The sequence below is a fragment of the Streptomyces sp. NPDC048290 genome, assembly GCF_040652095.1.
Lineage (GTDB): Bacteria > Actinomycetota > Actinomycetes > Streptomycetales > Streptomycetaceae > Streptomyces.
This window is the reverse complement of the sequence record NZ_JBEZLM010000001.1, coordinates 559,410-580,122: the sequence shown is the minus strand read 5'-3', so window position 1 is coordinate 580,122 and position 20,713 is coordinate 559,410. Positions and strand designations below refer to the sequence as shown.

At 71.3% G+C, this 20,713-nt stretch carries 18 protein-coding genes; 9 read left to right on the top strand and 9 right to left on the bottom strand.

Annotation, left to right across the window (positions count from 1 at the left end; translation table 11 throughout):
• Positions 1 to 177: 177 nt before the first annotated feature.
• From AB0D49_RS02080 to AB0D49_RS02065, 4 genes are all read right to left on the bottom strand, one after another.
• On the bottom strand, positions 178 to 1,089 hold the full coding sequence (locus AB0D49_RS02080; protein ID WP_362749178.1) for an amino acid ABC transporter permease: 912 nt from the start codon (positions 1,087 to 1,089) through the stop codon (positions 178 to 180).
• On the bottom strand, positions 1,086 to 1,763 hold the full coding sequence (locus AB0D49_RS02075) for an amino acid ABC transporter permease (protein WP_362749176.1): 678 nt from the start codon (positions 1,761 to 1,763) through the stop codon (positions 1,086 to 1,088). Before AB0D49_RS02075 ends, AB0D49_RS02080 begins: the two co-directional genes overlap by 4 nt.
• 353 nt (positions 1,764 to 2,116) lie before the next feature.
• Positions 2,117 to 2,971: a glutamate ABC transporter substrate-binding protein gene (locus AB0D49_RS02070; RefSeq protein ID WP_362749175.1), complete on the bottom strand. Its 855-nt coding sequence runs from the start codon at positions 2,969 to 2,971 to the stop codon at positions 2,117 to 2,119.
• Between the two features lie 148 nt (positions 2,972 to 3,119).
• Complete coding sequence (locus tag AB0D49_RS02065) at positions 3,120 to 3,896, bottom strand: amino acid ABC transporter ATP-binding protein (protein WP_362749173.1); 777 nt, start codon at positions 3,894 to 3,896, stop codon at positions 3,120 to 3,122.
• 384 nt (positions 3,897 to 4,280) lie between these two features.
• On the opposite strand from AB0D49_RS02065, the gene AB0D49_RS02060 reads away from it, so the two are divergent.
• Both AB0D49_RS02060 and AB0D49_RS02055 read left to right on the top strand, forming a co-directional pair.
• Entirely contained in the window at positions 4,281 to 4,967 is a 687-nt protein-coding gene (locus AB0D49_RS02060) for a response regulator transcription factor (RefSeq protein ID WP_362749170.1), read from the top strand.
• Between the two features lie 9 nt (positions 4,968 to 4,976).
• Positions 4,977 to 6,371: a HAMP domain-containing sensor histidine kinase gene (locus tag AB0D49_RS02055; RefSeq protein ID WP_362749167.1), complete on the top strand. Its 1,395-nt coding sequence runs from the start codon at positions 4,977 to 4,979 to the stop codon at positions 6,369 to 6,371.
• Between the two features lie 99 nt (positions 6,372 to 6,470).
• Here AB0D49_RS02055 and AB0D49_RS02050 read toward each other — a convergent pair whose 3' ends face one another.
• The gene (locus tag AB0D49_RS02050; protein ID WP_362749164.1) at positions 6,471 to 7,466 is read right to left on the bottom strand and encodes a TAXI family TRAP transporter solute-binding subunit; all 996 of its coding nucleotides are present in this window, start codon (positions 7,464 to 7,466) and stop codon (positions 6,471 to 6,473) included.
• Positions 7,467 to 7,590: 124 nt separating this feature from the next.
• On the opposite strand from AB0D49_RS02050, the gene AB0D49_RS02045 reads away from it, so the two are divergent.
• Positions 7,591 to 7,995 (top strand): MazG nucleotide pyrophosphohydrolase domain-containing protein, encoded by a 405-nt coding sequence (locus tag AB0D49_RS02045; RefSeq protein ID WP_362749161.1) that lies wholly within the window; start codon positions 7,591 to 7,593, stop codon positions 7,993 to 7,995.
• Between the two features lie 99 nt (positions 7,996 to 8,094).
• On the opposite strand, the gene AB0D49_RS02040 is transcribed toward AB0D49_RS02045, so the two are convergent.
• The 3 genes from AB0D49_RS02040 to AB0D49_RS02030 form a co-directional block, all read right to left on the bottom strand.
• Positions 8,095 to 9,507, bottom strand: coding sequence for a hypothetical protein (locus tag AB0D49_RS02040; RefSeq protein WP_362749158.1), 1,413 nt, complete (start codon positions 9,505 to 9,507; stop codon positions 8,095 to 8,097).
• 357 nt (positions 9,508 to 9,864) lie between these two features.
• Positions 9,865 to 11,085, bottom strand: a complete 1,221-nt coding sequence (locus AB0D49_RS02035) for a cation:proton antiporter (protein WP_362749155.1) — start codon at positions 11,083 to 11,085, stop codon at positions 9,865 to 9,867.
• A gap of 4 nt (positions 11,086 to 11,089) precedes the next feature.
• Positions 11,090 to 11,575, bottom strand: a complete 486-nt coding sequence (locus AB0D49_RS02030) for a TrkA C-terminal domain-containing protein (RefSeq protein ID WP_362749152.1) — start codon at positions 11,573 to 11,575, stop codon at positions 11,090 to 11,092.
• A 406-nt stretch (positions 11,576 to 11,981) separates the two neighbouring features.
• Here AB0D49_RS02030 and AB0D49_RS02025 point away from each other — a divergent pair, with 406 nt between their 5' ends.
• The 6 genes from AB0D49_RS02025 to AB0D49_RS02000 all read left to right on the top strand — a co-directional run bounded on the left by AB0D49_RS02025 (position 11,982) and on the right by AB0D49_RS02000 (position 20,098).
• Entirely contained in the window at positions 11,982 to 13,151 is a 1,170-nt protein-coding gene (locus AB0D49_RS02025) for a sensor histidine kinase (RefSeq protein WP_362749147.1), read from the top strand.
• Positions 13,148 to 13,816 carry a response regulator transcription factor gene (locus tag AB0D49_RS02020; RefSeq protein ID WP_362749144.1) on the top strand — a complete coding sequence of 223 codons (669 nt, stop codon included), beginning with the start codon at positions 13,148 to 13,150 and terminating at the stop codon, positions 13,814 to 13,816. The genes AB0D49_RS02025 and AB0D49_RS02020 overlap by 4 nt, the downstream gene beginning before the upstream one ends.
• A 317-nt stretch (positions 13,817 to 14,133) precedes the next feature.
• Positions 14,134 to 16,131 carry a cellulase family glycosylhydrolase gene (locus AB0D49_RS02015; RefSeq protein WP_362749141.1) on the top strand — a complete coding sequence of 666 codons (1,998 nt, stop codon included), beginning with the start codon at positions 14,134 to 14,136 and terminating at the stop codon, positions 16,129 to 16,131.
• A gap of 532 nt (positions 16,132 to 16,663) precedes the next feature.
• Positions 16,664 to 17,605: a virginiamycin B lyase gene (locus tag AB0D49_RS02010; protein ID WP_362749138.1), complete on the top strand. Its 942-nt coding sequence runs from the start codon at positions 16,664 to 16,666 to the stop codon at positions 17,603 to 17,605.
• A 105-nt stretch (positions 17,606 to 17,710) separates the two neighbouring features.
• A complete protein-coding gene (gene miaB, locus AB0D49_RS02005) occupies positions 17,711 to 19,249 on the top strand; it encodes a tRNA (N6-isopentenyl adenosine(37)-C2)-methylthiotransferase MiaB (protein ID WP_362749135.1) in 1,539 nt (512 codons plus the stop codon).
• 75 nt (positions 19,250 to 19,324) lie between these two features.
• Positions 19,325 to 20,098 carry a class III extradiol dioxygenase subunit B-like domain-containing protein gene (locus AB0D49_RS02000; protein ID WP_362749132.1) on the top strand — a complete coding sequence of 258 codons (774 nt, stop codon included), beginning with the start codon at positions 19,325 to 19,327 and terminating at the stop codon, positions 20,096 to 20,098.
• Positions 20,099 to 20,198: 100 nt separating this feature from the next.
• On the opposite strand, the gene AB0D49_RS01995 is transcribed toward AB0D49_RS02000, so the two are convergent.
• The gene (locus AB0D49_RS01995; RefSeq protein ID WP_362749130.1) at positions 20,199 to 20,591 is read right to left on the bottom strand and encodes an antitoxin; all 393 of its coding nucleotides are present in this window, start codon (positions 20,589 to 20,591) and stop codon (positions 20,199 to 20,201) included.
• Between the last annotated feature and the right edge of the window lie 122 nt (positions 20,592 to 20,713).

The following is a 20,713-nucleotide window of genomic DNA, read 5'->3' as shown; positions in this document are numbered from 1 at the left end:
CGTCAAGTGACCGGGGGCAGTGGCGATCTTGCCACTGCCCCCGGTGTCACAGCAGGCTATTGACGGATCATCAGTCCGTCACCGGCCATCCGGCGGAACGGGCCCCGCGCGGAGCGCGTTCCCGGCCAGGACCCCGCCCCGCCCACCTCGTCGGGGCCTTGCGAGGGCGGACCCCGCTCAGTGGGGGTTGCCCTCGGCGCCGGTCCCGAAGCTGCCCCCGACCTCCGCCGCGTTCAGCTCCTCCATCTGCTCCGCCCCGAGCACCGCCCCCGTGCTGCGCTTGCTGCGCCGCAGCCGCTGCTCCAGCCAGCTCGCGAAGCTGGTCAGGATGAAGTTCAGGACGATGAAGATGATGGCGACGACGATGAAGCTGGGGATGACGTTGGCGTAGTTCGCGGCGAGGGTGCCGCGGGAGTTCAGCAGCTCGGTGAAGTTCAGCAGCACCCCGCCCAGCGCGGTGTCCTTCACGATCACGACGAGCTGGCTGACGATCGCCGGGAGCATCGCGGTGACGGCCTGGGGCAGCAGGATGAACGTCATCGTCTGGCCCTTGCGCAGCCCGATCGCCTGCGCCGCCTCCGTCTGCCCCTTGGGCAGCGCGAGGATGCCCGCCCGGACGACCTCGGCGAGGACCGAGGCGTTGTAGAGGACCAGGCCGGTGACGACCGCGTACAGCGGCCGGTCGTCACTGCTGATCCCCGAGAAGCCGACATAGACCTCGTTGGCGAACAGCATCAGCAGCAGCACCGGGATCGCGCGGAAGAACTCCACGACCGCGCCCGCCGGGACCCGTACCCACTTGTGGTCGGACATGCGTGCTATGCCGAAGACCGCGCCCAGGGGCAGGGCGATGACCATGGCCAGGGCCGCTGCCTTGAGCGTGTTCGCCAGGCCGGGCAGCAGATACGTGGTCCACGCCTCACCCTGGGTGAACGGCTTCCACAGCGCCCACTCCAGCTGGCCCTTGTCGTCCATGGTGCGCCACACCCACCACACCGTCACCGCCATCAGGACGACGAACACCACCGAGAGGATGATGTTGCGCAGCTTGGCCCGGGGGCCGGGGGCGTCGTAGAGGACGGAGGTCATCGCTTCACCGCCAGTCGCTTGCTCAGCCAGCCCAGGAAAAGACCGGTGGGCAGGGTCAGAACCACGAATCCGAAGGCGAAGACCGCGCCGATCAGCAGGGTCTGTGCCTCGTTCTCGATCATTTCCTTCATCAGCAGCGCGGCCTCGGCGACCCCGATGGCGGCGGCCACGGTGGTGTTCTTGGTGAGCGCGATCAGTACGTTGGCCAGCGGGCCGATGACCGCGCGGAACGCCTGCGGCAGCACGATGAGGGTCAGCACCTGGATGAAGCTCAGCCCGAGCGCGCGCGCCGACTCGGCCTGTCCCACCGGCACCGTGTTGATGCCGGAGCGCAGCGCCTCGCAGACGAAGGCGGCGGTGTAGGCGGCGAGGCCGAGGACCGCGAGCCGGAAGCCCTGGAGGGCGAAGTCGTCCGGGGCGCCCATCGTCACGCCGAAGATGTCGGCGAGCCCGAGCGAGGTGAAGACGATGATCACCGTCAGGGGGATGTTCCGGACGATGTTCACATAGGCGGTGCCGAAACCGCGCATGAGCGGTACGGGGCTGACCCGCATACCGGCCAGCAGCGTGCCCCAGACCAGGGAGCCGATGGCCGAGAAGAAGGTGAGCTGCACCGTCATCCAGAAGGCGCCCAGCAGGGTGGGGTCGTCGTAGTGGGAAAGAAAGTCAAACACGGTCTCCCGCAATCCGGGTGGGTGACTTTATCGGGGGCGGAGCGGGGTGGTCGGCCGCCTGGTGGGAGCGGTGGCCGACCGGGTCCGGTGCGTGTGGGGCGTGGGCTCCCGCTCAGTGACGGGAGGGGCGGGGGTGGTGCCCGGCGCCCCGCCGATCCGTCGGTTCGTCAGGCCATGGACCCGCCCGGAGACTCCCCGGGTTTCCGGGGCCACCTCGGCGTCCCAGGCGGGCCTGCGGAGACCGGGGAGGCCCGTGCCGGTCCCGGGTCGCCGGGTCCGCCCAGGAGAACCGGAGCGGACCCGGGCGGACCGGAGTGGAGCGGGCGACCCGGGATCCCGGGCGGTGCCCGGCCCTACGCGACGATGTCGCCGATCTTCGGGGCGGGCTCGTTCTTGTACTCGGCCGGACCGAAGTTGTCCTCGACGGCCTTGTCCCAGGCGCCGTCGCTGACCATCTTCTCCAGCGCGTCATTGATGCTGTCCACGGTCGCGGTGTCACCCTTCTTGACGCCGATCCCGTAGTTCTCGTTGCTCAGCTTCAGACCGGTGAGCTTGAACTTGCCCTGGTACTGGTCCTGCGCGGCGAAACCGGCCAGGATCGAGTCGTCGGTGGTCAGCGCGTCGACGGCACCGCTCTGGAGACCGGCGAGGCACTCCGAGTACGTGCCGACCTGCTTGAGCTGGGCGTCCGGCGCGATCTCGTCCTTCACGTTCTGCGCGGAGGTCGAACCGGTGACCGAACACAGCTTCTTGCCGTTCAGGTCGGTGCCCTCGGCGATGTCCGAGTCCGCCTTGACCAGCAGATCCTGGTGGGCGAGGAGGTACGGACCGGCGAAGTCGACCTTCTGCTTGCGCTCGTCGGTGATCGAGTATGTCGCGGCGATGAACTTGACGTCCCCGCGGGCGAGCGCGTTCTCACGGTCGGCGCTCTTGGTCTCGACCCACTCGATCTTGTCGGGCTGGTAGCCCAGTTCACCGGCCACGTACGTCGCCACGGCCACGTCGAAACCGGAGAAGTCGCCGTTCGGCTCCTTCAGGCCCAGACCGGGCTGGTCGTACTTGATGCCGATCTTGATCGTGTCGCCGCCCCCGCTGGAGCCCGAGCCGGCGCCTTCGTCGCTGCTGCTGTCGTCGCCGCCACACGCCGTCGCGGTCAGGGCGAGGACGAGCGCGGTCGCTGCCGCTGCGGTGACCTTGCGGAGCTTCATGGTGAACATCCTTCGTGTGGTGAGGAGATGGCATCCGTGGGGTGGGGGGTGGCGTCGTCGTCGCGGGTGTCGCTCCCCTCGCGGGGGTGTTCGTCCCTCGCGGGGGCGGTCGCGCCGACCGGCGGGCGGCCGAGGACGGCCGTACCGCTCAGTGGTGCAGGATCTTCGACAGGAAGTCCTTGGCGCGGTCGCTGCGCGGATTGCTGAAGAACTGCTCGGGTGTCGCCTCCTCCACGATCCGGCCGTCCGCCATGAACACCACACGGTTGGCGGCCGAACGGGCGAAGCCCATCTCATGGGTGACGACGATCATGGTCATGCCGTCGCGGGCGAGCTGCTGCATGACCTCCAGGACCTCGTTGATCATCTCCGGGTCGAGCGCAGAGGTGGGCTCGTCGAAGAGCATCACCTTGGGACCCATGGCCAGCGCCCGCGCGATGGCGACACGCTGCTGCTGGCCGCCGGAGAGCTGGGCGGGGTACTTGTCGGCCTGGCTGGCCACGCCCACCCGGTCCAGCAGCGCCCGCGCCTTCTCCTCAGCCGCCCGCTTGTCGGCCTTGCGCACCTTGATCTGGCCGAGCATCACGTTCTCCAGCACGGTCTTGTGCGCGAAGAGATTGAACGACTGGAAGACCATGCCGACGTCGGCACGCAACCGGGCCAGCTCCCTGCCCTCCTGGGGCAGCGGCTTGCCGTCGATCGTGATGACGCCCGAGTCGATGGTCTCCAGGCGGTTGATCGTGCGGCACAGGGTGGACTTTCCGGACCCGGAGGGCCCGATGACCACGACGACCTCACCGCGGGCGATCGTCAGTTCGATGTCCTGGAGCACGTGCAACGCGCCGAAGTGCTTGTTCACATTCCTCAGAACGACCAGCTCGCCGGTCGCGGCCACATCGTTCTTGGCCATCGATACTTCGGTCATCGCTGACTGGCTCCGTCCTCCTCGGTTTCGGAGGACAGTAGCTACCCTGCGCAATCAGCGTCATTACATCTGAGGCGAATTTGAGTATCACGATCCGACTACGGTCCGACACACGTCGTAGCAGCGCCGACCGGTCGCGTTTCGGCCGGGTAACGGTACCCACAGACTCGCGGAACCCTCTTGACGGACCGTCGCCGATCCGCGTGACTGCCATGGTGCACGCGCGCGTGCGCGTCACAGCCACGCGCGCGACACGCCCGGCAGAGGATCGGAGGAACACCCCCACGGGGTCCATACGGGGGGCTTCCACCGCAGCCGAAGACCGGCTCGCGGGATCTTTCTAACCGTCGGGACCGTACACGCGATGAACCGGAGGAGGCCGGGATGAGACTGCTCCTTGTCGAGGACGACAACCATGTGGCCGCCGCGCTGTCCGCGATCCTCGCCCGGCACGGCTTCGACGTCACCCATGCCCGCAACGGCGAGGAGGCCCTCCAGGCACTCGTCCCCGAGGGCGCCGGATTCGGCGTCGTCCTGCTCGACCTCGGCCTGCCGGACCAGGACGGCTACGAGGTGTGCGGCAAGATCCGCAAGCGCACCGCCATCCCGGTGATCATGGTCACCGCGCGGTCCGACGTCCGCTCCCGCATCCACGGCCTCAACCTCGGCGCCGACGACTACGTCGTCAAGCCGTACGACACCGGCGAACTGCTCGCCCGTATCCACGCCGTCAGTCGGCGCACCGCACATGAGGACCCGGCCGGCGGGGGCGACGGGGCCCTGCATCTGGGACCGGTCCGGATCGAGCTGCCCACCCGGCAGGTCACCGTCGACGGGACGGTCGTCCAGCTCACCCGCAAGGAGTTCGATCTGCTCGCCCTGCTCGCCCAGCGGCCCGGGGTGGTCTTCCGCCGGGAACAGATCATCAGCGAGGTCTGGCGCACCAGCTGGGAGGGGACCGGGCGCACGTTGGAGGTACATGTGGCCTCGCTCCGCTCCAAGCTGCGCATGCCGGCCCTCATCGAGACCGTACGAGGCGTGGGCTACCGGCTCGTCGCCCCGGCCGGGTAGCGGGCCCGGGTGCGCACACGACTGCTCCCGCTGCTCATCGTCCTGATGGCGGCGGTCCTGCTCGCCCTCGGCGTCCCGCTCGCCGTGAGCATCGCCTCCGCCGAACAGCAGAAGGTCGTCGTCGACCGGATCGACGACACGGCCTTCTTCGCCGCCGTGGCCCAGTTCGTCGCCCCGTCGCCGACCGCCGCCGTCGACCAGCGCCAGGAGATCCTCGACACCGAACTCGCCAGCTACTACGAGGTGTACGGCATCCGCGTGGGGGTCTTCTACGGCGACGAGGACCCTATGTCCCGCGCTCCCGGGGACCTGAGCGTGCCCGAGGAGGGCGAGGTCCGGGACGCCTTCGCCGAGGCGCTGCTCAGCCGGCGCAGCGACGACCCCGAACAGGTCTGGCCCTGGCAGAGCGGACGGCTCGTGGTCGCCTCGCCGGTCATCCGGGACGGCGATGTCGTCGCCGTCGTCGTCACCGACTCCCCGACCGGGCAGCTGCGTTCCCGCATCCTGAGGTCCTGGCTGGTGATCGGCGCCGGACTGATGGCGGCGATGCTGCTGGCCGTGGGCGCCGCGCTCCGGCTGACCGGCTGGGTGCTGCGCCCGGTACGGATTCTGGACGCCACCACCCACGACATCGCCACCGGGCGGCTGAAATCACGCGTCGCGGTCGGTGGCGGTCCCCCGGAACTCAGGCGGCTGGCCCGGTCGTTCAACGAAATGGCGGACAACGTCGAAGACGTGCTGGAACAGCAGCGCGCCTTCGTCGCCGACGCCTCCCATCAGCTGCGCAACCCCCTCGCCGCGCTGCTGCTGCGGATCGAACTGCTCGCCCTCGAACTACCCGAGGGCAACGCGGAGATCGCCTCGGTGCAGACCGAGGGCAGACGCCTCGCCCAGGTGCTGGACGACCTCCTCGACCTGGCCCTCGCCGAGCACGCCGACGCCGACCTCCGGCTCACCGACATCGGCGCGCTCACCGCCGAGCGGGTCGCCGCCTGGGCGCCCACCGCCCACGCCAAGGGCGTACTGCTCACCGGCGACTGCCCGGCCACCACCGGCTGGGCCGACCCGGTCACCCTGTCCAGCGCGCTGGACGCGCTGATCGACAACGCGCTGAAGTTCACCCCCGACGGCGAGACCGTCGCCGTCAGCGTGGCCTCCAACGGCAACAGCGCGACCATCGTCGTCGCCGACCGCGGACCCGGTCTCACCGACGAGGAACTCTCCCGGGTCGGCGACCGTTTCTGGAGAAGCGGACGCCACCAGAACATCAAGGGCTCCGGTCTCGGCCTCTCCATCTCCCAGGCCCTCCTGGCGGCGGGCGGCGGCTCCCTGACCTACGACCACCACCCCCCGCACGGGCTGACGGTGACGGTCCGGGTGCCGCGAGGCGGCCCCGGGGTGTGAGCTGCTGAGGCGGGGTTCCGCAGCCCGGGGCTCCGACGCCGTGCCGGCGCTCCGCAGCCCAGGGCTCCGGCGCCGCGCAGGGCGGCGCGCTCCCCTCCGCTACGGCTTCACCGAGCGGTAGTAGCGACGCGCGCCCTCGTGCAGGGTGAGCGGGTCCGTGTAGATCGCCGTCCGCAGATCCACCAGCTGGGCCGAGTGCACATGGGCGCCGATGCCGTCCCGGCTGTCGATGACGGTCCGGGTGAGCCACTCGGTGAGCCGGGGGTCCATGTCCTCCCGCGTGATCAGCAGATTGGACACCGCCATGGTGGCCACGGGCCCCGACTGGATGTCCTTGTACGCCGACTCCGGCATGTTGGTCGCCCGGTAGTAGCGCATGTCGTCGCCCTCGGCGTGCAGCTTCGCGACGAAGGTGGTGTCCAGCGGCACGAAGTCGAAGCGATAGGTCTCCGCCAGCCTGACCAGCCCGTCCGTCGGCAGCCCGCCCGACCAGAAGAACGCGTCGATGTCACCGCTCTGGAGCCGGTCGGGAGCCGTGTCGATGCCGTCCGCCAGCGGTCTGATCCCGGTCCGCGGATCGATCCCGGCCGCCTTCAGCACCCGGTCCGCTATCAGCCGCACCCCGGAGCGGGGTGGTCCGATCGCCACCGCCCGACCGCGCAGATCCGCGATGCTCTTGATACCCCGCCCGCGCCGCACGACGATATGCACATAGTCGTCGTACAGCCGGGCCACACCGCGCAGTTGATCCGCGCCCGCACCGCCCGCCAGCTTGTACGACTCCACCGCGTCGGCCGCGGCGATCGCGAAATCCGCCTGGCCGGTCGCCACCCGCTCCACGTTCTGCTGGGAGCCGTCGCTCGTCTGGAGCGCGATGTCCAGGTCCGGCATGTCCCGGTCCAGCTCCGCCCGGAGCAGCTCGCCGTACTTCTGGTAGACGCCGGCCGGAGTCCCGGTGCTCAGCGTGATCGACCCGCCGGGCGGCTTCTCGCCCAACGGCATCAGCCACCACAGCAACAGCCCCAGGACGACGGCACCGGCGGCCGTGCCCTGGAGCGCCCGGCGCCGGTCGATCCGCGGGAAGACCATGGGCATACCCGCGATCCTGCCAGCCCGGACTCCGCGATGACCAGGATCGGAATCACAACGAGACCTGGACCGGGAGCGGTGCGGGCTCCGGCCCCGGGGCGTTGTCAGTGGCGGCGGTTACAGTCTGTGCATGAGTCATTCTCCGGCCGCACTGGTCCACGAGTTCCACCGCGCCTTCGGTCTGGACGCCCGCAGCGCGCCCGCCGAGGTCGCCCCCGAGCTGGCGGCCCACCGCGGGGAGCTGCTGGCCGAGGAGGCGGCGGAGGTCGCGGAGGTGTCCGTCGGGGGCCCGCTCGACCGGCTCGCGCACGAACTCGCGGATGTCGTGTATGTCGCCTACGGCACGGCCTTGGTGCACGGCATCGATCTGGACGCGGTCATCGCCGAGATCCACCGCTCGAACATGACCAAGCTGGGCCCCGACGGCCAGGTCGCCCGCCGCGAGGACGGCAAGGTGCTGAAGGGGGAGCACTACGAGGCGCCGGACGTCTCGGCAGTGCTGCGCCGCCAGGGATGGAACCCCGGCGGCGCGTGACACAGAGGGAGACAGGGCTTGGGGCAGACAGGATTTCCGGCAAGCCCGGTTTCCGGGAAGCAGAGTTTCTGGCGAGGAGGGTTCGATGCGAGGGGAGCGTTACGTGGTGCCGCTGCCCGCCAGCTTCCACTCCCGGTGGAGCGCGCCCAGCGGGACGTCATGGCGCAGCACCGGCGTGCCGAAGACGGAGAGCTGGAGACGCAGGGTGCCCTTGAGGTCGAGACCGCCGTACACACCCCAGGTGACCGGAGTGCCCGAGGCGTCGGCCGTGGCCTCGGCGCGGACGTAGGGGGCGAGGTCGGCCAGGACGCCGACGGAGCCGTAGAGACCCACACCCGCCTCGGCGCCGACGGTGGCCCGGACCTTGCCGGCCGCGGTGACCGACGTCTTGACCGGGGTGCCGGTCATGTCCGCCGAGCTGGCCGGGGTCCAGCCCCGGGAGGGGCTGAAGGTGCCGCCCGCCTCGAACTCGCCGTTGACGTTCTGCTCCAGGTCCACGGAGACGGTGCCGTCGCCGCTGATCTCCAGATAGCAGGTCAGGTCCAGATTGACGACGACGGGGACCGGGCCGACCTGGAGGACGGGATCGGAGTGCAGCTCGGCGAACGGAATCCGCAGCGGGGCCTGGGTGGCGGCGGCCCGCCCCTTCAGCGCCCAGCCGGAGGTCCAGTCGCCCGAGACACCGAGATAGGCGGAGTCGGGCGCGGAGTCGGTGCCCGTGCCGCCGTACCGGAAGTCGACCTGCGGGGCGACCTGGACGAAGCCGGAGACCGACGCCTTCGCGGACGCCGGACCGGACTTCACGGCCGGGAGTTCGGCGCGGACGTCCAGCCGCAGGCTGCCGAGCGGGACGGTGGCGCTCTCGGGACCCACCCGGACATCACCGGTGGTGGTCCAGGAGACATCGACGTCGGGGAGGAGTTCATCGACCTCGAAGGAGGCCGGGTCGACGGGCACACTGCCGTCGGCGGAGTCGTCGCCGAGCACGGAGTCCAGGGTGGCGGGCTCGGTCTCGACCTCCGTGCCGCGGTCGGTCTCCGCGACGACCTTGGTGATCCGGGCGAGCAGTCCGTCCGGGGCGCCGGGGGCCGGGGCACTGGCGATCACATCGCCCACGGCGGTGCGGTGCGGCTCCGCCGGGGCGGTGGAGGGCTGGGGGGTGGCGGTTCCGGTTCCTTCGGTCTTGCCGGGCTCTTCGCCGCCCGCTCCGTCGTCGTCCTCGCCCTGGGCGCTGGCGCCGCCCTTCGTCGGGGCGATGACTGCTCGGCCGGTGCGGCTGTCGTAGGACGCCACCTTGAGGGTGCTTCTGCGGGCGACGGGGGCGTCACCGGAACCGGAGGCGTCGGGGGTCGCGGTGGCCGCCGGGGTGCCCTCCGGGGCGGCGGCCACGCTCAGGGAACGGTCGGCGGCGGCCGTCTCGACCGTGCGGGGCGCGGTGGAACGGGCGGCGGCGGGGGAGTCCTCCGCCTGCGGAGGAGCGGAGCAGCCGGCCGCGAGGAGAAGGGCGGTCACGGACACGGCGGGTATCAGGGCACGCGAGTGCCACCTGCGTCTGCGCAAGGTCAGTCCTGGGGAGGTGGGGAGGTGGGGGGTGCTCGGAGAGGCGAACATCGGCGGGGCATGACGGGGTCCGTCGCCCTGCGCCTTACTCGCCGGTAACGAGGCATGAGCATGGCACGGGTGAGGGTGGTCCGGCTCCACAATCCGGCCACCTTGTGAAGTGACCTGGGTCACGGGGGAGTTGGGGAGGGGAGGAGCAGGGGGAGGGGCGGGTGAAACGGGTGTGGGCCGGACGCGTTCGGTGCGTCCGGCCCACGAGGGGAGCGGGGAGGGGAAGGGGGAGGGGAAGGGGGAGGGGAAGTTCCCAGGTCAGTCGCTCACCGGCTCCCGTTCCGGTTCGGTGACCTGGGTCCGGGTCTCGCGGCGTTCCGTGATCCGGCGGGTCCAGTACATGGCCAGGGGCTCGGTGTAGCGGGCCGTGAGGGGGCCGACGACGACCAGGATCAGGACGTACGCGGTGGCGAGGGGGCCCAGGGCGGGTTCGATGCCGGCCGTCACGGCGAGACCGGCGATCACGATGGAGAACTCGCCGCGGGCCACCAGCGCCCCGCCCGTACGCCATCGGCCCTTGACGGAGATGCCCGCGCGGCGGGCCGCGTAGTACCCGGTGGCGATTTTGGTGAGGGCGGTGATGACGGCCAGGGCGAGGGCGGGCAGCAGGACCGGCGGGATGCTGGCCGGGTCGGTGTGCAGTCCGAAGAAGACGAAGAAGACCGCCGCGAACAGATCGCGCAGCGGGCTCAGCAGTGTGTGGGCGCCCTCGGCGACCTCGCCGGACAGCGCGATGCCGACCAGGAACGCGCCGACGGCCGCGGACACCTGGAGCTGCTGCGCCACACCGGCCACCAGGATGGTGAGACCGAGGACCACGAGGAGGAGTTTCTCCGGGTCGTCGCTGGAGACGAACCGGGAGATGACCCGGCCGTAGCGCAGGGCGACGAACAGGACCAGACCGGCCACGCCGAGCGCGATGGCCAGGGTGACGCTGCCGGTGGCGAGACTGACACCGGCCACCACCGCCGTGACGATGGGCAGATAGACCGCCATCGCCAGGTCCTCCAGGACCAGGATGCTGAGGATGACGGGGGTTTCGCGGTTGCCGATCCGCCCCAGGTCGCCCAGCACCTTGGCGATCACGCCCGAGGAGGAGATCCAGGTGACGCCGGCTAGGACGACGGCGGCGACCGGCCCCCAGCCGAGCAGCAGCGCGGCGATGGCGCCGGGCAGCGCGTTGAGGGTGAAGTCGACCAGGCCGGAGGGGTAGTGGGCCTTGAGGTTGGAGACCAGATCGCTGGCCGTGTACTCCAGGCCGAGCATCAGCAGCAGCAGGATGACGCCGATCTCGGCGCCTATGGCGACGAACTCCTCGCTGGCGCCGAGCGGCAGCAGCCCGCCCTCGCCGAACGCCAGCCCCGCCAGCAGATACAGCGGGATCGGGGAGAAGCTCAGCCGCGCGGCCATCCGGCCGAGCAGGCCGAGACCGAGAATGATGGAGCCGAACTCGATGAGCAGGACCGCGGAGGAATGCACGCGTTCACTCCCGCCCGAGTATCGCCGCGGCAGCGTCGACGCCCTCGCGGGTGCCGATGACGATCAAGGTGTCACCGCCCGCGAGCCGGAAGTCGGGCGTGGGGGAGGGGATGGCCTCCGCCCGGCGCAGCACGGCCACCACGGACGCGCCGGTGTCGGTGCGGATACGGGTCTCGCCGAGCACCCGGCCGTTCCAGTGCGAGGCGGCGGTCACCTCGATGCGCTCCGCGACCAGCCCGAGATCGGTGGTGTAGAGCAGGCTGGCGCTGCTGTGCGACGGCTTCAGCGCGTCGATCAGCGAGGTGGCCTCGGCGCCGGACAGCCGTAGCGACTGGGCGCAGGAGTCGGGGTCGTCGGTGCGGTAGACGTTCACCGTGCGGGCGCCGTCGCGGTGGGCGATGACGGAAAGGTGCCGGTGTTCCTTGGTGATCAGGTCGTACTGGACCCCGATGCCCGGCAATGGCGTCGCCCTCAGGCGTGGAGCGGACACGATCTCTTCTCTCCCTCATGCATGGAGCGTGCTGGGCTTTTCGCCGCAATGGAGTTGTTTATGGCGTTTCTTGTGGGGGCTGTTATGGGGCGGTTTATGTAGTTGTTGATGGCGATCGGTTCCAGTTGATCCTCAACTGGTCTGGTTCCGGTTTGATTCCGGGGCCGGTCGCCGTGACCTCGCCCGATCTGTGGTCGATCTGTGGTCGATCTTTGGTCGGCCCTTGATCGACCCTTGATCTGCCCTTGATCGGTCTTTGATCGACTTCTGACGGCGCCGCCATGCTGCCACCCTCGCATACCGTGGCGACATGGGTGTTGTGACGGATATACGGGAGCCGCGGCCCGCGGCGAGGCTGTCGGCGGCACACACAGGCCGTCGGATCACAGGGAGCGGGACCGGGAACGTGTCGCTGTTCTGGCGGATCTTCTCGCTCAACTCCGCGGCGCTGATCGTGGCGGCGGCACTGCTGCTCGGCCCCGTCACCGTCTCCACCCCGGTCCTGCTCGGTGAGGCCCTCGTGGTGGGCGCCGGGCTCGCGCTGCTGCTGGCCGCCAACGCCCTGGTGCTGCGGCTCGGACTCGCCCCGCTCCAGCGGCTCAGCCGCGCCATGGCCACCGCCGATCTGCTGCGGCCCGGCGCCCGCGCGGCCGTCGCCGGTCCGGCGGAGACGGCCGGGCTGATCACCACGTACAACACCATGCTCGACCGGCTGGAGAGCGAGCGGGCCGGGAGCGTGGTCCGGGCGCTGTCCGCGCAGGAGCGTGAGCGGCAGCGGATCGCCCGGGAACTGCACGACGAGGTGGGGCAGACGCTGACCGCCGTACTGCTCCAGCTCAAGCGGGTCGCCGACCGGGTGCCCGCCGAGCTGCGCGAGGACGTCGGACAGGCCCAGGAGGCCACCCGCGCGGGGCTGGACGAGATCCGCCGGATCGCGCGCAGGCTGCGGCCCGGTGTCCTCGATGAGCTGGGGCTGGTCAGCGCGTTGCGTTCGCTCGCCGCCGAGTTCACCGGCGACGGGCTGTCCGTCCGCCCCGACCTCGCCGGTGAGCTGCCCCGGCTGCCCGGTGAGACGGAACTCGTCCTCTACCGGGTCGCCCAGGAAGCCCTGACCAACGCCGCGCGGCACTCCGGTGCCGACCGCGCGGACCTCCGGTTGCGGGTCGTGGCCTACGACACCGTGGAGCTGACCGTGCGGGACAACGGGCGCGGGCTCGGTACGGCGGCCGAGGGGGCGGGGATCGCCGGGATGCGGGAGCGGGCGCTGCTGGTCGGCGGGGTACTGGGGCTGGGCGACGGGACGGACGGGCGCGGTACGGAGGTGGGGCTCCGGGTTCCGATTCCAGCGCCGGTGCCAGCGTCGGTGCCGGTGCCGGTGCCGGTGCCGGTGCCGGTTCCGGACCCGGCTTCGGCTGTGGCTGCGGGCCCGATTCCGGCCAAGGCGACACCCCTGGACGCCGAAAACGCCCCCGCCCCCGAGGCCGACGCGGCCCCCGCTCCCGCCCTCGACGCGGCCCCCACTCCCGCCCCCGCCGCGGCCCCCGCTCCCACCCCCGACCCCGGAGCCGTCCGATGAACCGCGACACCGTTCCGGCCCCCGCCCGCGTCCTCCTCGCCGACGATCACACCCTGGTCCGGCGGGGCGTACGGCTCATCCTGGACTCGGAGCCCGATCTCGCGGTCGTCGCCGAGGCCGGGGACGGGGCCGAGGCGGTGGAGCTGGCCCGTGCCGAGGAGCCGGATCTCGCCGTGCTGGACATCGCGATGCCCCGGATGACCGGGCTCCAGGCGGCCCGTGAACTGTCCCGGCGGCTGCCGGACCTGCCCATCCTGATGCTGACCATGTACGACAACGAGCAGTACTTCTTCGAGGCGCTCAAGGCCGGGGCCTGCGGATATGTACTGAAGTCGGTCGCCGACCGGGATCTGGTGGAGGCGTGCCGGGCGGCGGTGCGCGGGGAGCCGTTCGTGTATCCGGGGGCGGAGCGCGCGCTCGTGCGGTCGTATCTGGAGCGGCTCCAGCGCGGGGACGGGCTGCCCGAGCGGGCGATCACCGAGCGCGAGGAGGAGATCCTCAAACTGGTCGCCGAGGGGCACACATCCAAGGAGATCGCCGAGTTGCTGTTCATCAGCGCGAAGACGGTCGAGCGGCACCGGGCCAATCTGCTCCAGAAGCTGGGTATGCGCGACCGCCTGGAGCTGACCCGGTACGCGATCCGGGCCGGGCTGATCGATCCCTGATCGTCCCCGACCGACCTCTGATCGCCCCCGGGTCGTCCCCGACCGACCTCCGATCGCCCCCGGATCGTCCCCGATCGCCCCCGGATCGCACCCGATAGCCTCTGACCGCCCCTGATCACCCCTGATCGATCCCTGAGCGAGCGGCGCCGCCCACCGCACGGGACAGCCACGAAAACACCCCCAGCCCGCACCACCCACACACCACTGAGCCCCAAGACCAGAACATCGCTCACCTCCATGACTGGACCCCACCCCACCCATGCCCCATCATGACGCCGCCATGACAACCCGCCGACTCACTCTCCGGGACGGTCGCCGTGCGCGGATCGCTCATCAGGGCCACCCTGGCCGCCGTACTCCTGCTCGCGCTGCCCGCGCCGACAGCGATCGGCTCGGCGGGGGACGCCCTCGACGCCACCGCCGATCCCTCCGCCACCGCTGATCGCACCGCAACCGCTGATCGCGCCGCCGACCCCACCGCCGATCCCGGCGCCACGGCTGACCCCGCCACCACCGCCGACTGGACCGGCCCCCTCAGCACCCGGGGCCGCTGGATCGTCGACGCCACCGGCAACCGCTTCAAGCTGCGCTCCGGCAACTGGCACGGCGCCAGCGGCACCTGGAACGGCTCCGGCTCCACCGCCGACGACGCCAACCACCACGCCGGGGAGAACTCCGGCCGTATCCCGCTCGGCCTCGACCGCGCGCCCATGGCCGAGATCGTCGCCGGTTTCCAGGAGATCGGGATCAACAGCATCCGGCTGCCGTTCTCCAACGAGATGATCCACGACACCGTGCCGGTCACGGACGACGCCGTCGCCGCCAATCCGGCCCTGCGCGGACTGACCCCGCTCCAGGTGTACGACGTCGTGGTGCGGGAACTGACCGCCGCCGGACTGGCCGTCGTCCTCAACAACCACACCAACACCACCCGCTGGTGCTGCGCCGTGGACGGCAACGAGCGCTGGAACACCTCCCAGTCCACCGCCGCCTGGGAGAGCGACTGGCTGTTCATGGCCCGCCGCTACGCGACCAACAAGCGGGTCGTCGGCGCCGACCTCTACAACGAGGTCCGCCGCAACGTCTGGGACGACCCCAACTGGGGCCTGGGCGACGACCGCGACTGGTTCGCCGCCACCCAGCGCCTCGGCGACCGCATCCTGACCGAGGCCAACAAGGACCTGCTGATCATCGTCGAGGGCATCAACTGGTACGGCGTCCCCGTCGACGGCTTCCCGCACGGCCGCCCCACCCTGGAGCCCGTCCGCCAGCTCTCGCACACCCTGGTCGACTCCGGGAAACTGGTCTACTCGGCCCACTTCTACGACTACACCGGCCCGAACCACAGCGGAGCCACCGGCACCGGCGAGACCTCCGACCCCCGCTACCGCGACTTCAGCCCGAGCGAGCTGATCGACGTCCTCAACCGGCAGGCGTTCTTCGTCACCGGCGAGCCGGACCGGCACTTCACCGCGCCCGTCTGGATCAGCGAGTTCGGCGTCGGCGGCCGGGGCACCACCGACCCGAAGATCCGCGCCTGGTTCGAGAACTTCGTCGACCAGCTCATCCGCACCGACGCCGACTTCGCCTACTGGCCCCTCGTCGGCTGGCACGACAACCGCACCGGCAACGGCTGGGCCCTGCTCCACTGGGACGCGTCCGGCTCCCGGATGGGCGTGTACGACGGTGACGACTGGCGGGCCGCCGCCTGGTCCCGGCTGATCGCCGCCCGGGGCCGTACCGGGTCCGTCCCGCAGGTCGCCGACTGGGCGCAGCTCAGCCCCGACCGCGGTGACTTCGTGCAGTCCCGCCGGATGCGGGCGCAGCCCGACTTCGACTCCGGCGCCCGCAAGGCCGTCTGCCCCGACGGACAGCGGCTGCTCGGGCTCGGGCACACCGGGAACCGGGGCCTGTGCTCGGACGTGACCGCGGGCGCGCTGTGGGCGCCGAACGGCGGTCAGCTCGTCGTACGCGACGAGCGGTACGTCACCCCGGGCAACGACTGGGCCTCCGGGTACACCAAACTCCAGTGCGCCGACGGGTACTTCGTCTCCGGGTACGCGGTGCGCGGCGCCGCCGTCTCCTCCGTGCTGTGCGCCCAGGCCCCCGCCGGACGCCTCGGCACCGGCACCGGCCGTACGGTCTGGTTCGACCGGAGCGACAACCGGGGCACCGCCCCCAAGGGCGGGGACTTCGCGACCGGCGCCTACAAGGGCCAGTGCGGGGACGACGAGTACGCGGCCGGGGTGGCGTACACCGGCCGGACGGGATCGACGCGGACACCGGACGCGCTGTACTGCCGCAAGCTGGGGTGAGCGGTGAGCTGGCCCGGGAGTTGGTGGGCGGCGCCGACCGGGAGCATCCGGCCCGGGAACTGGTGAGCGGCGACGACCGGGAGCATCCGGCCCGGAAGTCGGCGACCGGCAGCCGACCGGCCCAGCTGGCCCCAGAAGCTGGCGTCAAGCGGCAGTCGGCCCGGGAATCGGTGGGCGGCGCCGACTGGGAGCATCTGGTACGGAAGTCGGCGACCGGCAGCCGACCGGTCCAGCCGGCCCCAGAAGCTGGCGTCAAGCGGCAGCCGGCCCGGGAATCGGTGGGCGGCGCCGACCGGGACCATCGGGCCCGGAAGTCGGCGACCGGCACCCGACCAGCCCAGCCGGCCCCAGAAGCTGGCGTCAAGCGGCAGCCGCCCCGGGAATCGGTGAGCCGCGACGACCGAGCCCAGCCAGCCCCGGAGTCGGCGACCGGCAGCCGACCGGCCCAGCCCCCCCAACCGCCCGCCGGAAGCAGCCCCGCCACCACGAAAACCGAAGGCAGGCGCCCATCCCCCCGCCCTAGGGTCGCCCCATGCCCTCCCCCTCCCCCTCCCCCACCCCCTCCCCAGAGATCCACATCCAGGAGTACCCGGTCTCCGACCCCGCCGCCGGACCGTACGCGCTGACCACCGGCCCCGACGGAGCCCTCTGGTACACCCTGGTGCACGCCGGACGGATCGGGCGGCTGGTCCCTGGTCAGGAACCGGTCGACCATCCGCTGCCCGGCCCGGACCGGGGCCCGACCACCATCACCCCGGGCCCGGACGGCGCCCTGTGGTTCACCGCGACCACGGGGCATCGCATCGGCCGTATCACCACCACCGGCGAGGTCACCGAGTTCGCGCCGCCGACACCGGGGAGCGGGCCGTTCGGGATCACCGCCGGGCCGGACGGGGCGCTGTGGTTCACCGAGACCGCCGCCGACCGCATCGGGCGGATCACTCCCGACGGCGAGATCACCGAGTTCCCGCTCCCGGTCACCGGCGGTTTCCCGTCCGCGATCACCGCCGGGGCGGACGGCGGGCTGTGGTTCACGCTGAACCAGGCGGGCGCCGTCGGCCGGATCGGCACCGACGGCACCGTAGTCCTGCATCCGCTGCCGACCCCGGACGCCGGGCCCGTGGGCATCGCGGCCGGGCCCGACGGGGCGCTGTGGTGCGTGGAGATCGCCGCCGGTCAGCTCGCCCGGATCACCCCCGATGGCGCCGTCGAGGAGTTCCCGCTGCCCGACCGGGCCGCCCGGCCGCACGGGCTGACCGTCGACACCTCCGGCACGGTCTGGTTCACCGAATGGGGCACCGCGCGGATCGGCCGCCGCACTCCCGACGGCACCCTCACCACGTACGACCTGCCGACCCCCGGGTCCGAACCGCACGGGATCACGGTGGGTCCGGACGGCGCGCTGTGGACGGCGCTGGAGACCGGCAGCCTGGCCCGCATCGCACCGGTCGGAGCGGGCCCGACGCCCGGGTAACCCGGCAGGTGATCCGCGGGTCCCGGCGAACACGCCCGACCCTCCCGCCCGCCCCGCAAAAACTCGGGGGACGAGCCCCCTCCCGCACCACCTACCCTTGAAGGCATGACCAGCAGCGGCGACCGGAGCACGGCAGTGGAAGCTCACGAGAATCCGACGTACGAGATCCGCACCTACGGGTGCCAGATGAACGTGCACGATTCCGAGCGATTGGCCGGCCTCCTGGAAGGCGCCGGATACATCCGCGCCGCCGCCGACGCGAACGGCGACGCGGACGTCGTCGTCTTCAACACCTGCGCGGTCCGCGAGAACGCCGACAACCGGCTGTACGGCAACCTCGGCCACCTCGCCCCCATGAAGGCCAAGCGCCCCGGCATGCAGATCGCCGTCGGCGGCTGCCTCGCCCAGAAGGACCGCGACACCATCGTCAAGCGCGCCCCCTGGGTCGATGTCGTCTTCGGCACGCACAACATCGGCAAGCTGCCGGTGCTGCTGGAGCGCGCCCGCGTCCAGGAGGAGGCGCAGGTCGAGATCGCCGAGTCCCTGGAGGCGTTCCCGTCCACCCTCCCGACCCGCCGCGAGAGCGCCTACGCCGCCTGGGTCTCCATCTCCGTCGGCTGCAACAACACCTGCACCTTCTGCATCGTCCCGGCGCTGCGCGGCAAGGAGAAGGACCGCCGCCCCGGCGACATCCTCGCCGAGGTCGAGGCCCTGGTCGCCGAGGGCGTCTCGGAGATCACCCTGCTCGGCCAGAACGTCAACGCGTACGGCTCCGACATCGGCGACCGCGAGGCGTTCAGCAAGCTGCTGCGCGCCTGCGGCACCATCGACGGCCTGGAGCGGGTCCGCTTCACCTCCCCGCACCCCCGCGACTTCACCGACGACGTCATCGCCGCGATGGCCGAGACCCCCAACGTCATGCCGCAGCTCCACATGCCGCTCCAGTCCGGCTCGGACCCGGTCCTCAAGGCGATGCGCCGCTCCTACCGCCAAGACCGCTACCTCGGGATCATCGAGAAGGTCCGCGCGGCCATCCCGCACGCCGCGATCACCACCGACATCATCGTGGGCTTCCCCGGCGAGACCGAGGAGGACTTCGAGCAGACCCTGCACGTGGTCCGCGAGGCCCGCTTCGCCCAGGCGTTCACCTTCCAGTACTCCAAGCGCCCCGGCACCCCGGCCGCCACCATGGACGGCCAGATCCCCAAGGAGACGGTCCAGGCGCGCTACGAGCGGCTGGTCGCCCTCCAGGAGGAGATCTCCTGGGACGAGAACAAACGCCAGGTCGGCCGGGTGCTGGACCTGATGGTCGCGGAGGGCGAGGGCCGCAAGGACGGCGCCACCCACCGGCTGTCCGGCCGCGCCCCCGACAACCGCCTGGTCCACTTCACCAAGCCGGACGCGACGGACGTCCCGGCGGTCCGCCCCGGTGACGTGGTCACGGTCGAGATCACCTACGCCGCCCCGCACCATCTGCTCGCCGAGGGCGAGGTCCTGAAGATCCGCCGCACCCGCGCGGGCGACGCCTGGGAGAAGCGCAACGCCGAACCCGCCAAGCCCGCGGGCGTCCTGCTGGGCCTCCCGAAGATCGGCGTCCCCGACCCGCTGCCGACGGCGACGGGCGGCTGCGCGGCCCTGGACTGACCCCGGAGGGCGGTGACCCACCTCACCGATCCTCAGATATCGGACTGAAAGGGCGCGACGGCTACTCTGCGGATCATGCTTGTCGCCGCAGCCGTCTGCCCCTGCCCCCCGCTGCTGGTGCCCGAGGTCGCCTCGGGCGCCGCACCTGAACTCGACCCCGCCCGCACCGCCTGCGCGGACGCCCTCGGCGTCCTCGCGGCATCCCGCCCCGACCGCCTCCTGGTGATCGGCCCGGCCCCCGACGACGACCAGTCGACGGGTACGACGGGTACGACGACTGGTACGGGTACCGGTACGACGCCGGGTACGGCGAGGTACCCGGAAGGCACCTGGGGCTCCTTCCACGGCTTCGGCGTGGACAGAACCGTCCGCCTCGGCGGCGGTACGCCCGCCACCTCACCGCCCCCGCTGCCCCCCTCCCTCGCGGTCGCCGCCTGGCTGCTGGAACGGACCGGCTGGGCGGACGCCCCGATCGAGGGACACGAGGTGAGGGAACCTCTCGGCGCCGAGCGGTGTATCCAGATCGGGAGGGAGTTCGCGGCGGGGCCGGACGAGCGGATCGCACTGCTGGTGATGGGCGACGCCAGCGCCTGCCGCACACTCAAGGCCCCGGGCTACCTCGACGAGCGCGCGGAGCCGTACGACAAGGCGCTCGCGCGAGCCATCGGCGCGGCGGACGTGGCGGCACTGAAGGCGCTGGACCCGGCGCTGTCCCGGGACCTGAAGGTGTCCGGCCGCGCCCCCTGGCAGATCCTGGCGGGCGCGGCCGAGGCCGCGGACCTGTCGGGCACGCTGCTGTACGAGGACGCCCCGTACGGGGTGGGGTATCTGGTGGCGACCTGGTCGTAGGACCCCGATCGCGCGCTGCTGGGGAGTGGCCCCGGAAAACGGCCGACGGCCGGGAGCCGGTACGCTCCGCGGCCGTCCGCCGGTGAAGGTCCCGCCCTGCTCAGGAGGCGGGAGGCGAGGAGTCCGGCGAACCACCCGATGAGGTGGAGCCGCCGGGAGAGCCAGGTGAACCGGATGAACCGGGTGATCCAGGTGATCCGGGGGAGCCAGGAGTCCCACCGGAACCGTCGGAGGTGCCGGACGAGCCGGAGCCGCCGGTCCCGCCCGACGCGTCCTCCGATCCGTCCTTGTGCGCGAGACGATCCATGGCGTCCTTGGCCTTGCCCGTACCGCTCTGGATCTTCTCGCTGTACTTGCCCTTGGTCCGCTCGTCGACCGCCTTGGCGGCCTTGTCGATCCCGTGGGTGATCTTGTCCCCGTGCTGCTGCGCGAGGTCCGACACCTTGTCCTTGGCCGGGGCGAGCCTGGCCTTCAAATTGTCCAGGAGACTCATGGTCCACCTTCCCTCGCGGGACAGTCGGCGCGTACGACTCCGTACGTCACCTGGTCTGCGGTACCTGTCTGCGGTACCTGTTTCGGCACCGCTCCACGGCACCTGTCCACGACGTCCGTCGG

Coding starts and splice junctions, on each gene's coding strand:
- AB0D49_RS02080 (WP_362749178.1), bottom strand. CDS start 1,089: ATGACCTCCGTCCTCTACGACGCCCCCGGCCCCCGGGCCAAGCTGCGC.
- AB0D49_RS02070 (WP_362749175.1), bottom strand. CDS start 2,971: ATGAAGCTCCGCAAGGTCACCGCAGCGGCAGCGACCGCGCTCGTCCTC.
- AB0D49_RS02065 (WP_362749173.1), bottom strand. CDS start 3,896: ATGACCGAAGTATCGATGGCCAAGAACGATGTGGCCGCGACCGGCGAG.
- AB0D49_RS02060 (WP_362749170.1), top strand. CDS start 4,281: ATGAGACTGCTCCTTGTCGAGGACGACAACCATGTGGCCGCCGCGCTG.
- AB0D49_RS02050 (WP_362749164.1), bottom strand. CDS start 7,466: ATGCCCATGGTCTTCCCGCGGATCGACCGGCGCCGGGCGCTCCAGGGC.
- AB0D49_RS02045 (WP_362749161.1), top strand. CDS start 7,591: ATGAGTCATTCTCCGGCCGCACTGGTCCACGAGTTCCACCGCGCCTTC.
- AB0D49_RS02020 (WP_362749144.1), top strand. CDS start 13,148: ATGAACCGCGACACCGTTCCGGCCCCCGCCCGCGTCCTCCTCGCCGAC.
- AB0D49_RS02010 (WP_362749138.1), top strand. CDS start 16,664: ATGCCCTCCCCCTCCCCCTCCCCCACCCCCTCCCCAGAGATCCACATC.
- miaB (WP_362749135.1), top strand. CDS start 17,711: ATGACCAGCAGCGGCGACCGGAGCACGGCAGTGGAAGCTCACGAGAAT.
- AB0D49_RS02000 (WP_362749132.1), top strand. CDS start 19,325: ATGCTTGTCGCCGCAGCCGTCTGCCCCTGCCCCCCGCTGCTGGTGCCC.
- AB0D49_RS01995 (WP_362749130.1), bottom strand. CDS start 20,591: ATGAGTCTCCTGGACAATTTGAAGGCCAGGCTCGCCCCGGCCAAGGAC.